Origin of the sequence: Duganella sp. SG902, from assembly GCF_013376005.1 — a bacterium.
Lineage (GTDB): Bacteria > Pseudomonadota > Gammaproteobacteria > Burkholderiales > Burkholderiaceae_D > Rugamonas.
The window spans coordinates 529,629-543,981 of record NZ_JABMJK010000003.1 but is presented as its reverse complement, the minus strand read 5'-3'; the positions used below and the strand labels follow the sequence as shown (position 1 = coordinate 543,981).

Genomic DNA, 14,353 nt, shown 5'->3' with positions numbered 1-14,353 from the left:
TCTGACATTCGGACACGCAGCGAGCACTTTTGATATTTCTCAAGGTGCTCGCTGCTGGTCGACGAAGCTTTTTACCGCCCTGCTAACGGTCCTGACCGAAACCCGCGCAAACAGGGCAATTTCCGACATCGTGTAGCCGAGTGACAGGTAAGCGCGCGCCATAGCCTCTTTGGGATCCCGGCACTGGCTGAAGTATTCCGATAAGGGCGCGACGAGCACCTTTCGCTGATCGCGCTTTATTTCAAACATATCCCCCGGCACGTCTGTATCAACGGCACGTTGGCAAAATGCCTCGTCGCCAAGGAACATCTGGTTTTTCACGGCGCGAAGTGGATTGGGGCCATGTATCCCCGCCAGAACAAATTGCCGATAAGCTTGTCGCGCTTCTTCCTGGTTGCTGGCGAGGTGCAGCAGCACGGCTTCCGGCCGTAGCCATACCGGGGAATGTTGCATGCCCATCTTTGTGCGGTAGCTGCTCCAGGGCCATTCTTCCGGCAACGATCGCATTCGGGCGCGTACGGGATTCAGCTCGATGTATCGCGACAGTTCCAGCAGGTAGTTATCGCGCTGGCACAGGATGGCGTCGTACCGGCCTTGGTAGACATGGCCTACCAGACTGTGCGTGCGGTTGAAATACTGGGAGTAGTTGCCGTTGAGGTAGCGCATCCCGCGATTCAAGCCGCCGCCGACCGTTTCCACCAGCAGGTGATAGTGATTGGTCATCTGGCAATAGGCGTGAATCACGAAATTGAAGCGCGCGCAGGTTTCGCCCAAAATCGATAGCCACACCAGGCGGTCGTTATCTGAGCGATAAATACGGTCCTGCCTGTCACCCCGGGCGGTGACGTGGTACAGGGCTCCGCTGTGTTCGATGCGTAGTGGACGGCTCATTTAGCGAGTTTAGGCTCGGCTGCTTGCCGAGTGATTGCGCTGCCACAATAAGATTCAATTAACAGAGGTTTTGCGGACCGTATTGATATGTCTCAAATATCGTGCGTGCGTGTCCGAATGTCAGAGCTGACCCCGAATTGTTGATTGCACCGAAATAGTGCATTAATGTATAAGCTAGTAAGAAAACATTCGTTCAGTATTGTGGTCCGGCTTGTTAAGGTGGCAGCCTTTTCAAACCTGGACCACTTCAATGCAAATAAAATTTAAATTGAACCCGCTGGCGGCAGGCGCTATCGCGCTGCTGTGCGGCGCCGCCGGCCCGACCACGGCGCTGGCGCAGGACTCGGTGGCGGCCACCACGCCGCCCGCTGTCGTCATCACCGGCTCGCGCATCCCGCGCGCCGGCACCGAGGGACCGTCGGCGGTCACCGTCCTCACCGGCGAGGACATCACCAAGCAGGGCTACCGCAATGTCTTCGACGCCCTCACCAATCAAACCCAGAACAGCGGCTTTGTGCAGGGCGCGGACTACGGCAATACCTTTACCCCGTCGGCCAACGCCATCAGCCTGCGCGGCCTCGGGCCGAACCACACGCTGGTGCTGCTCAACGGCCGCCGCATGGCCGATTTCCCGATCGCCTATGAGGGCACGGTCAACTTCACCAACCTGGCCAATATTCCGTCCAGCGTGGTGGATCGCATCGAGATCCTGAGCGGCGGCGCTTCCGCCGTCTACGGCTCGGACGCCATCGCCGGCGTGGTCAATATCATCCTGAAGAAGCAGGCCGACGGCGTCGATATCAATCTCAAGGCCGGCGGCGCCTCGCGCGGCGGCGCCGGCGACCAGCGCCTGCAGCTCACCGGCGGCAAGAGCTTCGGCAAGCTCAATACCCTGTTCAGCGCGGAGCTGCTGGAACGCGATCCGCTGTGGAGCGCCGACCGCGATTTCATGGCGGCCAAGACCGGCGTGGCGCCAACCTCCGTCCTCGGCCGCAAGAACGTCAGCACCGGCAAGTATGTCGACCTGGGCGACACCTGCTCGTCGCTGGGCGATCTGTTCGGCGGCAGCACGGTGAAATACACCGCCAAGGCGGGCAGCTATTGCGCCAGTCCGAAGGTCGGCCCGACCTACTGGACCACGCAGACCAGGAACAGCAGCCAGAATCTGTTCGGCAGCGCCAATTACGAGCTGTCGCCGGAGACCACGCTGTACGCGGAAGCGCTGTTCGGCCAGAACCGCAGCACCCAGAATACCCGCGGCCCGTCGTGGACTTCGCGCTCGCTGACCGACAGCTATTTCTGGAACCAGAACACCAACGCCTACGAGGCCTGGAACCGCTATATCTCGCCGGAGGAAATCGGCGGCGTCGATCGCTATAACCGATACTGGGACGATCAGGCCAGCTCGCTGTCGTTCGGCGCGCGCGGCGTGATACCGGGCACCAGCTGGAACTATGAAGCCGGCTATACCGCGTCGCTGTACAAGAGCCAGGACAACCGCCCGCGCGCGCTGGCCAACATCGACAGCTTCTTCCTCGGCCCGCACCTGGGTGTGGACAAGAACGGCGTGGCGATCTACGCGCCCGATCCGGCCCGCCTGACGCGGCGCCTGACGCCGCGGGAGTTCGATTCCATCACCGGCAATTCGGTCAGCGACGACAAGTCGTGGACCAATACCCTGAGCCTGACCGCCAACGGCGACGCCTTCGCGCTGCCGGCCGGTCCGGTGAAGGTGGCCGCGGTCGCGGAGCTGGGCAAGCAGGGCTTCTCGAATGCGCCGGACGCGCGCATCAATCAGGGTTACTTCAACGCCGCCACCGGCGCCGACGTCACCGCCGGCACCCGCAAGCGTTACGCGCTGGGCGTGGAGACCAATATCCCGGTCATCAAGACGGTCAACGCCACGCTGGCCGGCCGCTACGACAAGTACAGCTTCGCCGGCCGCGATGACGGCAAGTTCACCTACAACGGCGGCGTGGAGTGGCGCCCGGTCCAGCAATTGCTGGTGCGCGGTAATTACGCCACCAGCTTCCGCGCGCCCGACATGAATTACATCTTCAAGGCGCGCGGCACCGGCTACTACTCGTCCACCACCGATTACTACCGCTGCGCCAAGGCCGGCCAGCCGGTGGCCGACTGCGAGTTCGCCAACTACGCGCCGGGCGCCGATTACGTGCAGACCGGCAGCAAGGACCTGCGCCCGGAGAAGGGCCGCTCCAGCGGTCTCGGTATCGTCTGGTCGCCTAGCGCGGACTTCGATGTGACGGTGGATTACTGGAACATCAAGATCAGCGATCTGGTCACCAATCTGAGCGCCGACAATCTGCTGCGCGACGAGGCCGATTGCCGCATCAGGGGCGACCTGACCTCGCCGACCTGCGCCGACGCGATCGCGCGCATCACCCGCTATCCGGAGAACGCGCTGAACAAGCCGGGCGAGATCAAGTCGATCCTGGTCAACCCGATCAACGCGGCCACCACCAGCGTGGACGGCGTCGACATCTCCGGCAAGTATGTGTTCCGCACCAAGGAGTACGGCAACTTCATCACCAAGGCCAATTACTCGAAGACGCTGAACAAGCACTCGCGCCAGTTCACCGGTGATCCGCTCAACGACGATCTGGAAGACCTGACCAATTACGACTGGCGCGATAAGCTCAACGCCAGCGTGACCTGGAATGTCGGCAAGTGGTCGAACACCGTGTTCTTCCAGCGCTACGGCAAGGTGCCCAACGCCGCCGGCGACGCCTGGCTGACGCCGACCACCCTGGTCAACGCCAGCGTGGTGTACCGCCTGAATGAACGCGCCACCGTGTCGATGGCGGTGAATAACCTGTTCAACCAGGTCAAGGTGGACAGCAGCGCCGGCTGGCCGTACTACCCGGTCGGCAATTACAGCCCGGTGGGCCGTCAGGCCTGGGTCGAGCTGAATTACCACTTCGGCGGTTAAGCCGCTACTTTGCGCTCACTGGCGTGGCCGATGTATTCGGTCAGCCAGTACAGCAGCGCGGCGCCGTTGAAGGCCATGCCGGTCAGCAGCGCGGCGTGCCAGCCGTGGGTGGCGAACATCCAGCCACCCAGCGCCGAACCCAGGGCGCCACCGGCGAAGAACAGCGCGAAGTAGACGCCGTTCAGGCGGCTGCGCACTTCCGCGCCCAGCGTGAAGATGGCGCGCTGGCCCAGCACCAGGTTGGCCGCGACACCCATGTCCAGCACGATCGACGCGATCACCAGCACCGCCAGCGCCACGTTGCGCGAACCCGGCACGATCATCGGCAACGCGAAACCCACCACACCCAGCGCCAGCGCGGCGGCGGTCGCCATCAGCGTATGGCCTTTGTCGGCCAGCTTGCCGGCCACCGGCGAGGCCACCGCGCCCGCCATGCCCACCAGCGCGAAAATGGCGATGCCGGTTTGCGACAGGTGGAACACCGGGCCGGCCAGCATCAGCGGCGTCACGGTCCAGAACAGGCTGAACGAGCCGAACAGGCCGGCGTGGTAGGCCGCGCGGCGGCGCAGCACCGGCGTTTGCAGGAACAGGTGCCACAAGGAGCCCAGCAGTTTCGGATAGGTGATGTGGTGGTTCGGCACGCGCGTCGGCAGTTTGGCGCGCAGCACGAAGGCCACGATCAGCACCACCACGGCCGCGCCGCCGAACACCACGTGCCAGCTGGTGGCGTCGGCGATCAGACTGGCGGCGGGACGCGCCAGCATGATCCCCAGCAGCAGGCCGCTGACCACTTTGCCGACCGTCACGCCGCGCGTCGCCTCCCGCGACAGGTGGGCCGCGAACGGCACGATGATCTGCGCCGCCACCGAACCGAGGCCGATGCCCAGCGCCGCCGTCAGGAACATCCACGCGCTGCCGCTGATCGCGGCCAGCACCAGCATGGCGGCCGTGAACAGCAGGCCGGTGAAGATCAGGCGGCGGTTTTCCAGCAGGTCGCCCAGCGGCACGATGAACAGCAGGCCGAGACAGTAGCCGATCTGCGTCAGCGTGACGATCAGGCCCGCCGCGCCGGGCGACAGGCCGGTGGAGGCGCTGATCGGGCCGACCAGCGTTTGCGCGTAATACAGACTGGCCACGATCAGGCCGGTCGCCGTGGCCAGCAGGGTGACCATGCCGGTACTGATGTCTTTATTGCTCATGTTGTGCTCCGGTGGGAATTGATGAGCCAATTTTAGGCAAGAGGTGGGCAAAGATAATTAGGGCATAATGCTTCTATACTTTTCACATTATGTGAACAATGGACAAATTGAAAGCCATGCAGACCTTTGTCCGCATCGTCGAGGCCAACAGCTTCACCAAGGCCGCCGAGACGCTGGACCTGCCGCGCGCCGCGCTCACCGCCACCATCCAGAAGCTGGAAGCCTTCCTCGGCACCCAGTTGCTGCAGCGGACCACGCGCCGCTTGTCGCTGACGCCGGACGGCGCCGATTACTTCCGCAAGTGCCTGGCCATCCTGCAGGCGGTGGAGGACGCCGAAGGCACGTATCGCGGGCAGGGCGGCGGTCAGCCACGGGGCAAGCTGCGGGTGGAGTTGCCCGGTACCTTTGGCCGCCGGGTGGTGGTGCCGCATCTGGCCGACTTTTGCCGCGCTTATCCGGACGTGGATCTGGTGGTCAGCCTGAATGAGCGCTTTCAGGATCTGACGGAGCAGGGGCTGGATTGCTCGCTGCGCGTTGGTGTGCTGCAGGATTCGGCGATGATCGCGCGTCCGTTGGGCGGCATGGCCTGCCTGACCTGCGCCTCGCCGGCGTATCTGGCGGCGCACGGCACGCCGCAGGCATGGAGCGAGTTGCGCGAGCATCGCGGCGTGCTGCATTTTTCCGGCCGCACCGGCCGGCCGTATGACTGGGACTTCGTGGTGGACGGCAGCGTGGTCGCCACCGAAATCCGCGCCGCCATCGCCGTCAGCGACGCCGAGGCCAATCTCAGCTGCGCCCTGCAGGGCATGGGGCTGGCGCAGGTGGCGCGCTACCAGGCGCGCGACCACCTGGCCAGCGGCGCGCTGGTCGAGGTGCTGGCCGCCACGCCGCCCACCCCGATGCCGATCTCGCTGCTCTATCCGCAGGGCCGCATGTCGTCGCCGCGCCTGCGCGTGTTCGCCGACTGGCTGGCCGCGCTGGTGCGGGCCGATCCCGATCTGCAGGTGAAATTGTAAGAAATATTGCGAACTTGGCAGCAGCGCCGGCCGCGCGCATATAATGCTTTGATGAAATTTCACATCCTCTTGTCTGGCGCGGCGGTAACGGCCGCATTGTTGGCGGGCTGCGGCGGCGGTTCGTCCGATACGGCGCAAACGCCGGTCACGCCGCCGGTGGTGACGCCGCCCGTCACGCCGCCCGAACCACCGGTGACGCCGCCGGTGACGCCCGCCGATCCGTCCCTGCCGGAATGGCATACCCTGCTCAATCACTGCGCCGCGCCGCGCGGCGCCGGCTATCCGGACGTGCAGGGAACGCTGAACGAGGAGATGCGCTGGCTGCATTCCTTCTTCGACGCCACTTACCTGTGGTATCGCGAGATTCCGGCCAACCTGAATATGGCGGACTACAGCACCGCGATCGACTATTTCATGCAGCTGAAAACCTCGGCCGTCACCGCCTCCGGCCGGCCCAAGGACCGCTTCCACTTCACCTACCCGAGCGCCGCCTGGGAAGCGTTGAACTCCTCCGGCGTGGCGTTGGGGTATGGCCTGACCTGGTTGCGCAATAACGATGCCGCTTTGTCGCGCATCCTCACCGTCGGCATGGTGGAACCGGGATCGCCGGCCGCGCTGGCCGGCATGCAGCGCGGCGACAGCCTGGTGTCGGCCGACGGCGTGTCGGTCACCGACACCAGCAGCGCCTCCGTGGCCGCGGTCAACGCCGCGCTGGCGCCGAAGGCGGCTGGCGAGAGCCATGTGCTGGCATGGCGCCGCAACGGCACGGTGATGCAGGCCACGCTGGCCGCCAGCAACCTGACCATCCCGCCGGTGCGCATGGCCAAGGTGCTGGATACCGACGACGGCAAGGTCGGCTATCTGCACTTTAACGAACACAACGCCGTGGCCGAAGGTCAACTGGTGAAGGCCTTCCAGTCCTTCAAGGACGCCGGCGTCAAGGACCTGGTGCTGGACATGCGCTACAACGGCGGCGGCCTGCTGGCGATCGCCAGCGAGCTGGCGTACATGATCGCCGGTCCGCAGGCCACGGTCGGCCGGATTTTCGAGAAGCCGATCTACAACGACAAGACCACGCCGCAAGCGCCGCTGATGTTCCAGGCGGCGGCGCTGGGCTACAAGTCGGACAACACCATCAAGGCCGGCACTTTGCTGCCTTACCTGAACCTCAAGCGCGTGACGGTGCTGACGTCGGCCGGCACCTGCTCGGCCAGCGAGTCGGTGATCAACGGCTTGCGCGGCGTCGATGTGACCGTGAACCTGATCGGCGGCGAGACCTGCGGCAAGCCATACGCCTTCACGCCGGCCGCCAACTGCGGCACCACATATTTTGCGATCCAGCTGCAGGGCGTGAACGAAAAGGGTTTCGGCGATTACGCCGACGGCTTCATCCCGACTTGCCGCGTCAGCGATGACCTCGCGCACGCGCAGGGCGATCCCGCCGAAGGTTTGCTGGCGGCGGCGCTCAGCTACCGTAGCACCGGCATGTGCCCGGCGGCGCCCAAGGCGCTGCGCAGCGGCGCGGCCGCCGGCCCCCTGACGCCCTGGCGTCATGAGGTACAGGAAATCTCGATCCGATAATAAATTTTCATTCAACCCTATGCTGGGAGCTTGTTCATGATACGTTCCGCCGTCTTGCTTGCCTTTGCCGCCAGTTCCGCGCTGGCCCACGCCGCACCCGCCGCCGCGCCGCTGACCACCATCTCCGAGCGCTCCGGCTTCCAGGCCACCGGCCGTTACGACGAGGTGATCGCGCTGTGCGCGCAGTTCCAGAAAGCCTATCCGAAGCAGGTGCGCTGCTTTGAATTCGGCCGCACGCCGGAAGGCCGTCCGATGCTGGCGCTGGCCGTCTCGCGCACCGGCGCGCTGACGGCGGAGCAGGCGAAGAAGAAGGGTGTGCCGGTGCTGCTGGTGCAAGGCGGCATCCACGCCGGCGAGATCGACGGCAAGGACGCCGGCTTCCTGGCGCTGCGCGAGGCGCTGGAGAACAAGGCGGCGGCGGGCGCGCTGGACAAGCAGGTGCTGTTGTTCGTCCCGGTGTTCAACGTCGACGGCCATGAGCGCTTCGGCAAGAACAACCGCCCCAACCAGCGCGGCCCGGTGGAAATGGGCTGGCGCACCACGGCCCAGAACTACAATCTGAACCGCGATTACGTGAAGGCCGACGCGCCCGAGATGCAGGCCATGCTGGCGCTGGTGAACAGCTGGGATCCGCTGGCCTACGTCGACCTGCACGTGACCGATGGCGCCAAGTTCCAGCCCGATATCTCGATCCAGGTGGAACCGGTGCACGGCGGCGACGAGGCCCTGAAAGCGGCCGGCGCGGCGCTGCAGAAAAACGTGATCGCCGACCTGAAGGCGCAGGGTTCCGATCCGCGCCAGTTCTACATGTCGTTCGCCAAGGAGGATGACCCGTCCTCCGGCTTCATCGACGCCATGGCGCCGCCACGTTTCTCGACCGGCTATTTCCCGATGCGCAACCGCTTCGCCATGCTGGTGGAAACCCACTCGTGGAAGGATTACCCGACCCGCGTGCGCATCACCCGCAACACCATCGTGTCGCTGCTGTCGCAAGTGGCGCAGCACGGCAAGGAGTGGCAGAAGCTGACGCAGGAGGCCGACGCGCGCGCGCTGAACCTCGGCGGCAGCGAGTTCCCGCTCAGCTATCGCACCACCTACAACGCCAAGACCATCGAGTTCCCCGGCTACGCCTACACGCGCGAGCATTCGGAGATCTCGGGCGGCCTGTGGACGCGCTATGACGAGTCCAAGCCGCAAATCTGGAACGTGCCGCTGCGCGACGAGATCGTGCCGGACTTCAAGGTGGCGGCGCCGCTGGGCGGTTACATCGTGCCGGCGGCCGACGCCGGCTGGGTCGGCGCCAAGCTGAAACAGCACGGCATCAGCTTCAAGGTGATCAACGCCGACCAGATGTCGGCCGAGGTGGAGGCCTTCCGCGCCACCAAGACCACCTTCGGCAAGCAGTCGTTCGAGGGCCGCCAGTCGCTGGCGGTGGAAGGCGAGTGGGCGCGCGAGCGCCGTCCGGTGGGCAAGGGCGCGCTGTTCGTGCCGATCGCGCAGCCGAAGGCGCGCCTGGTGATGACCATGCTGGAGCCGCGCGGCGCCGATGGCCTGCTGGCGTGGGGCGAATTCAACAACGCCTTCGAGCGCAAGGAGTACATGGAGGACTACGTGGCGGAGGAGGTCGCGCGCGACCAGCTGGAAGCCAATCCGGCCCTGCGCGAGGAGTTCCGCAAGAAGCTCGACACCGACGCCGAGTTCAACAAGAGCCCCGAGAAGCGCCTGGAGTTCTTCGCCAGGCGCCACGCCTCGTGGGACGAGCGCTACAACCTGTACCCCGTGCTGCGCACCGCGCAGAAGTTTTAAGGTGAACGCTTAGAAGGCGACGCCGGACTTCAGTCCGGCGGCCTGCGCCTGCTGTTTGGCGATCGCCTCGTTCATCTTTTGCTTGATGAGCTCGGCGATCTGGGCGTCCACCGCCTTCTTTTCGTCGGGCGTCATCGCGGCGTACTCTTCCTCCGAAATGCCCAGCTGCTTGCGCATGGCCAGCGCCACGCGCTCCTCGGGCGACATCTTCAGGTATTTCTCCAGCTCCGCCGCCGTGTCGGACTGCCTGGTCTCGGCATGCTTGAGCACCGAGCCAAAATCGCCGCCCTTGCCGTTGCGCTTCACCTGCTCGGACAAGGCCGTGAAGGCATCGCCGAGGGCCCGCATTTCTATCTTGATCGTCATGCTGTCTCCGCTACCGTTAGTGAATAACGCATGATACTAGCCGGGGGCGGAGGTAAAACTATCGGTTACAAAAAATAGTTAATTATCGCGCTGCAGCGGAATGATGCCCGGCACGCTGGCCGGCGTCGAGCACGGTTCCTCGTCGAAGGCGATGTCGCCCAGCGGGTTGGCCAGGCCGTCGGCCTTGATGTCCTTGAAGCCGAACAGGTCGCGGTCCATCAGGTGCGACGGCACCACCGTCGACAGCGACGAGAAGATGTTTTCCACGCGGCCCGGGAATTTCTTTTCCCAGTCGCGCATCATGGCCTTGATCTGCTTGCGCTGCAGGTTTTCCTGCGAGCCGCACAGGTCGCACGGGATGATGGGGAATTGCTTCACCTCGGCGTAGCGCTCGGTGTCCTCTTCCTTCACGTAGGCCAGCGGACGGATCACCATGTGCTTGCCGTCGTCCGACACCAGCTTGGCCGGCATGCCCTTGATTTTGCCGCCGAAGAACATGTTGAGGAAGAAGGTCTCGAGGATGTCGTCGCGGTGGTGGCCGAGGGCGATCTTGTTGCAGCCCAGCTCGTCGGCCACGCGGTACAGGATGCCGCGGCGCAGGCGCGAGCACAGCGAGCAGGTGGTCTTGCCCTCCGGGATCAGGCGCTTGACGATGCTGTAGGTGTCCTGGTTTTCGATGTGGAACGGCACGCCCAGCTTTTCCAGGTAGGCCGGCAGGATGTCGGCCGGGAAGTTGGGCTGCTTCTGGTCCAGGTTGACGGCCACGATGTCGAAATGGATGGGCGCGCGCTCGCGCAGCGTCATCAGGATGTCGAGCAGGGCGTAGGAGTCCTTGCCGCCCGACAGGCAGACCATCACCTTGTCGCCGTCCTCGATCATGTTGAAGTCGCCGATGGCCTGGCCGACCAGGCGGCACAGGCGCTTGTGCAGCTTGTTGTTCTCGTGGGCCTGTTTCTCGGCCGCTTTCACATTGTCGATGACCGCGTTCATGCCGCTTCCTTGATCTTGAATACTTCCACGCCCACGCCTTCGCAATCCGGGTAGACGTCCGGCTTCATGGTCGACACGCGCGCCGCGCGCACGCTCGGATGCGCCAGCATTTCGCGCACGATGTCGTCGCACAGGGTTTCCTGCAGCTGCACGTGGCCGCGCGCCATGCGCTGGGCGATGGTGTTGCGGATGAAGTCGTAGTCCACCACCTCCTCCAACTGATCGTGCCGCGGCGACGACACCGCCAGCGGGATGTACAGGTCGACGTTGATCAGCAGTCGCTGCTCGCCTTTTTTCTCGAACTCGTAGACGCCGATGTTGATCATGACCTCGTAGTTGCGCAGGAACAGGCGGCGGCAGTCGTTCAGTTGCGGGTGTATCAAAGCGGACAGCATGGAAGAACCTTCTTTCGATATAAATTATTGAGCCAAAAACATCACGTCGCGCGGCAGCGGCATCAGGTGCTGGCCGCCGTCGACCAGCAGCGTGGTGCCGGTGACGGCGCGCGCGCTGGCCGCGTACAGCACGGCGTCGACGATGTCTTGTGGGGTGCTGGAACGGCCCAGCGGCGTTTGCTGGTGGGCGTTGGCGAAACCGGCCTCGGTCTGGTCGCCCGACACCATGGTCAGGCCGGGCGCCACGCCCACCACCCGGAGCTTGGGCGCCAGCTGCTGCGCCAGCATGGTGGTGGCGGTGTGCAGCGCAGCCTTGGACAGGGTGTACGACAAGAAATCAGGGTTGAGATTGTACAGCTTCTGGTCCAGCAGATTGATGACGGCGGCTTGCCGGCCGTCCGGCGTGGCCGCGTGCAGCGCCTGCGCCAGCAGCAGCGGCGCCGCCACATTGGCGCGCATGTGGGCGTCCAGCAGGGCCGGGTTGAATTCGGTGGCGCTGTCGTAGTCGAACAGCGAGGCGTTGTTGACCACGCAATGCACGGCGCCCAGCGCCGCCACCGCGCGCGGCAGCAGCTGGCGCACGTCGGCCTCGTCGGCCAGCTCGCATTGCAGGGTGACGGCGCGCCGGCCCAGCGCGGCGATCTCGTCGGCCACGGCGCGCGCCTCGGCCTCGGAGGCGCGGTAGTGCACGGCCACGTCCCAGCCGGCGCCGGCCAGGCCGAGCGCGATGGCGCGGCCGAGCCGCCGTCCGGCGCCCGTAACGAGGGCCACACGGGGCCCGGAATTGTCCTTAGCTGTCATCATGTTTGAACTGGATATAATGCCGGGATGTCCTTACCCGTACCTTCTAGCGACGCGCTGGCCGCGTCCCACGCCTTGCAGCACCTGATCGCCGCCGACATCGAAAGCAACGCCGGTGCCATTTCCTTCGCCCGCTACATGGAGCTGGCCCTGTACGCGCCCGGCCTCGGCTACTACAGCGGCGGCTCCGCCAAACTCGGCAAAGATGGCGATTTTACAACCGCCCCCGAGCTGTCGCCGCTGTTTGGCGCGGCGCTGGCGCGGGTCGCAGCCGCTATTATCGCCCAAAGCGCGCCCAACATCCTCGAATTCGGCGCCGGCACCGGCAAGCTGGCGTTCGACATCCTGACCGAGCTGAGCGCCGCCGGCGTCACGGTGGAGCGCTACAGCATCGTCGAGCTGTCCGGCGAGCTGCGCCAGCGCCAGCGGGAGAAGCTGCGCGACTTCCCGCAGGTGGAGTGGCTGGACGCGTTGCCGGCAACGTTTGACGGCGTGGTGTTCGGCAACGAGGTGCTGGACGCCATGCCGGTGCGCCTGGTGATCAAGAATCCGCAAGGCTGGCAGGAATTGCAGGTGACGGTGAGCGCCGGCCGTTTCCAGTATCTGGAGGCGCCGGCCAGCGCCGAGCTGCTGGCGCAGGTGGACCGGCAGATCCCCGAACATGAGCATTTGCCGGTCGGCTACGTGACCGAGCTGCACGGCGTGGCCTGCGGCTTCATGGCCACCCTGGCCCGCATGCTGGCCGCGGGGCGCGCCAACGCCGCCTTCCTGTTCGACTACGGCTTCCCGGCGCGCGAATATTATTTCGACCAGCGCGCCACCGGCACGCTGATGTGCCACTACCGCCACCACGCCCATCCGGACCCGTTCTATTACCCGGGCCTGCAGGACATCACCGCCCACGTCGACTTCACCGCCATGGCGCTGGCGGCGCAGGACGCCGGCGCCGAGGTGCTGGGCTATCTGAACCAGTCCGGCTTCCTGCTGGGCGCCGGCATCGGCGACCTGCTGCTGCGCACCGACCCGGCCGACGCCGCCGCCTACCTGCCGCAGGCGCGCGCCATGCAGAAGCTGGTGTCGCCGGCGGAAATGGGCGAGCTGTTCAAGGTGCTGGCGGTGGGCAAGGCGGTCGAGCTGCCGGAGGCCATCGTCCGGCAGGATCGCACCCATCGACTGTAGACAGAAAAACACAATGGCCGAAAAAGCAAGTCAATTCCTTGCATGGGCGTCGAGTTTGATGGGGTAAGATGGGCTATGATGACTGATTCCGCGTCGATTTCGTGCTATGGCCAAGATACACACACACTATGACAACCTGAAGGTGTCGCGCATGGCGCCACAGGAGGTCATACGTGCCGCCTACAAGGCGCTCAGCCAAAAATACCACCCCGATAAGAATCCGGGTGACGAGAAGGCTGCGCGCATCATGGCGATTCTCAACAGCGCCTACGAGACCCTGTCCGACCCCCAGCGCCGCAAGGAGCACGACGAGTGGATCGCCTCGGAGGAGTGGGAGATCGAGTGGCTGGAGAGCACCCGCAACGAGGACGGCCACCGCGTGGACAAGCACAAGCACGAGTGGCAGCCGGAGCACGTGCACGAGGCGCCGCGCGCGCGCCTCCGCCGGCGCGACTGGCGCATCTGGGGCGGGCTGGCGGTGTGCCTGGCGCTGGGCTGGATCGGCGGCGCCACCATGGTGGCCGAGCCGCAGCTGGTGTCGTCGATCCTGAGCTCGGCCTGGGGCGGCAAGGGCATCAACGCCAACGCCGCCACCGCCGACACCGCGGCGCCGCCCAGCGCGCACGATCCGCGCGCCGACGCCCGGAACGAACTGCGCGAGGCCTGGGCCACCACCCGCCTGAGCGAGGCGCACGCGGTGAAGCCGGCGCCGATCAAGGTGGTGTCGATGTCGCAGGTGGTGCTGCCGGGCGCCGGCGCCGAATGCGACAGCGAAACCCCGACCCAGACGCTGGTGGCGCCCAACGGCGAGCCGTGGCCGGCGCGTTCCGGCTATATGGAGGGCTTCCCCATCGGCAACCGGGGCGATGACATGCAGTTGACGCTGGACAACGCCGGCAATAACTCGGCGGTGTTCATCAAGGTGTACGACATGGAGCGGCGCGCCAACGTGCGCTACGCCTATGTGCAGGCGCACGACAAGCTGCTGGTGGACAAGCTGACCAACGGCAAGTACGAGATCCGCTACCAGAACCTGGACGCGGGCGCCAACCCGGGCGCGTGCGCGGCGGCCAACCGCACGGCCACGGCGGCGGCCGAACTGGGGGCGTCACCCGTCAACAACTAGTGCCGTCGTGCATCTTCGATAAGTGTTGTCACCGTGGGGGAATCTGATTATCC

At 65.1% G+C, this 14,353-nt stretch carries 12 protein-coding genes; 6 read left to right on the top strand and 6 right to left on the bottom strand.

Translation table 11 applies throughout. The features are described 5' to 3' along the window. Nucleotides 1–39: 39 nt before the first annotated feature. Complete coding sequence (locus FHW83_RS09025; protein WP_176645997.1) at nucleotides 40–891, bottom strand: transposase; 852 nt, start codon at nucleotides 889–891, stop codon at nucleotides 40–42. Between the two features lie 250 nt (nucleotides 892–1,141). Here FHW83_RS09025 and FHW83_RS09020 point away from each other — a divergent pair, with 250 nt between their 5' ends. Continuing rightward, nucleotides 1,142–3,841: a TonB-dependent siderophore receptor gene (locus FHW83_RS09020; RefSeq protein WP_176645996.1), complete on the top strand. Its 2,700-nt coding sequence runs from the start codon at nucleotides 1,142–1,144 to the stop codon at nucleotides 3,839–3,841. On the opposite strand, the gene FHW83_RS09015 is transcribed toward FHW83_RS09020, so the two are convergent. After that, nucleotides 3,838–5,040, bottom strand: coding sequence for an MFS transporter (locus FHW83_RS09015; protein WP_229224090.1), 1,203 nt, complete (start codon nucleotides 5,038–5,040; stop codon nucleotides 3,838–3,840). The genes FHW83_RS09020 and FHW83_RS09015 overlap by 4 nt on opposite strands. Nucleotides 5,041–5,138: 98 nt before the next feature. Here FHW83_RS09015 and FHW83_RS09010 point away from each other — a divergent pair, with 98 nt between their 5' ends. From FHW83_RS09010 to FHW83_RS09000, 3 genes are read left to right on the top strand one after another with little or no spacing between them, the layout of a single operon-like run. Further along, nucleotides 5,139–6,056: a LysR family transcriptional regulator gene (locus FHW83_RS09010; RefSeq protein WP_176645995.1), complete on the top strand. Its 918-nt coding sequence runs from the start codon at nucleotides 5,139–5,141 to the stop codon at nucleotides 6,054–6,056. Nucleotides 6,057–6,107: 51 nt separating this feature from the next. Beyond that, nucleotides 6,108–7,637 (top strand): S41 family peptidase, encoded by a 1,530-nt coding sequence (locus FHW83_RS09005; protein ID WP_218106214.1) that lies wholly within the window; start codon nucleotides 6,108–6,110, stop codon nucleotides 7,635–7,637. A gap of 36 nt (nucleotides 7,638–7,673) precedes the next feature. Then, entirely contained in the window at nucleotides 7,674–9,443 is a 1,770-nt protein-coding gene (locus FHW83_RS09000; protein WP_176645994.1) for a M14 family metallopeptidase, read from the top strand. Between the two features lie 9 nt (nucleotides 9,444–9,452). Here the strand turns inward: FHW83_RS09000 and FHW83_RS08995 are convergent, their stop codons facing one another. The 4 genes from FHW83_RS08995 to FHW83_RS08980 form a co-directional block, all read right to left on the bottom strand. After that, nucleotides 9,453–9,809, bottom strand: a complete 357-nt coding sequence (locus FHW83_RS08995; protein ID WP_176645993.1) for a hypothetical protein — start codon at nucleotides 9,807–9,809, stop codon at nucleotides 9,453–9,455. Between the two features lie 78 nt (nucleotides 9,810–9,887). After that, nucleotides 9,888–10,799 carry a tRNA 2-thiocytidine(32) synthetase TtcA gene (ttcA, locus tag FHW83_RS08990; protein ID WP_176645992.1) on the bottom strand — a complete coding sequence of 304 codons (912 nt, stop codon included), beginning with the start codon at nucleotides 10,797–10,799 and terminating at the stop codon, nucleotides 9,888–9,890. Then, entirely contained in the window at nucleotides 10,796–11,194 is a 399-nt protein-coding gene (locus tag FHW83_RS08985) for a dihydroneopterin aldolase (protein ID WP_176645991.1), read from the bottom strand. The genes ttcA and FHW83_RS08985 overlap by 4 nt, the downstream gene beginning before the upstream one ends. A 24-nt stretch (nucleotides 11,195–11,218) precedes the next feature. Further along, nucleotides 11,219–11,998 (bottom strand): SDR family oxidoreductase, encoded by a 780-nt coding sequence (locus FHW83_RS08980; protein WP_176645990.1) that lies wholly within the window; start codon nucleotides 11,996–11,998, stop codon nucleotides 11,219–11,221. Between the two features lie 24 nt (nucleotides 11,999–12,022). Between FHW83_RS08980 and FHW83_RS08975 the strand changes: the two genes are divergently transcribed. Next, a complete protein-coding gene (locus tag FHW83_RS08975) occupies nucleotides 12,023–13,174 on the top strand; it encodes a class I SAM-dependent methyltransferase (RefSeq protein ID WP_176645989.1) in 1,152 nt (383 codons plus the stop codon). 106 nt (nucleotides 13,175–13,280) lie between these two features. Next, nucleotides 13,281–14,300: a J domain-containing protein gene (locus FHW83_RS08970; protein WP_176645988.1), complete on the top strand. Its 1,020-nt coding sequence runs from the start codon at nucleotides 13,281–13,283 to the stop codon at nucleotides 14,298–14,300. Nucleotides 14,301–14,353 lie beyond the last annotated feature (53 nt).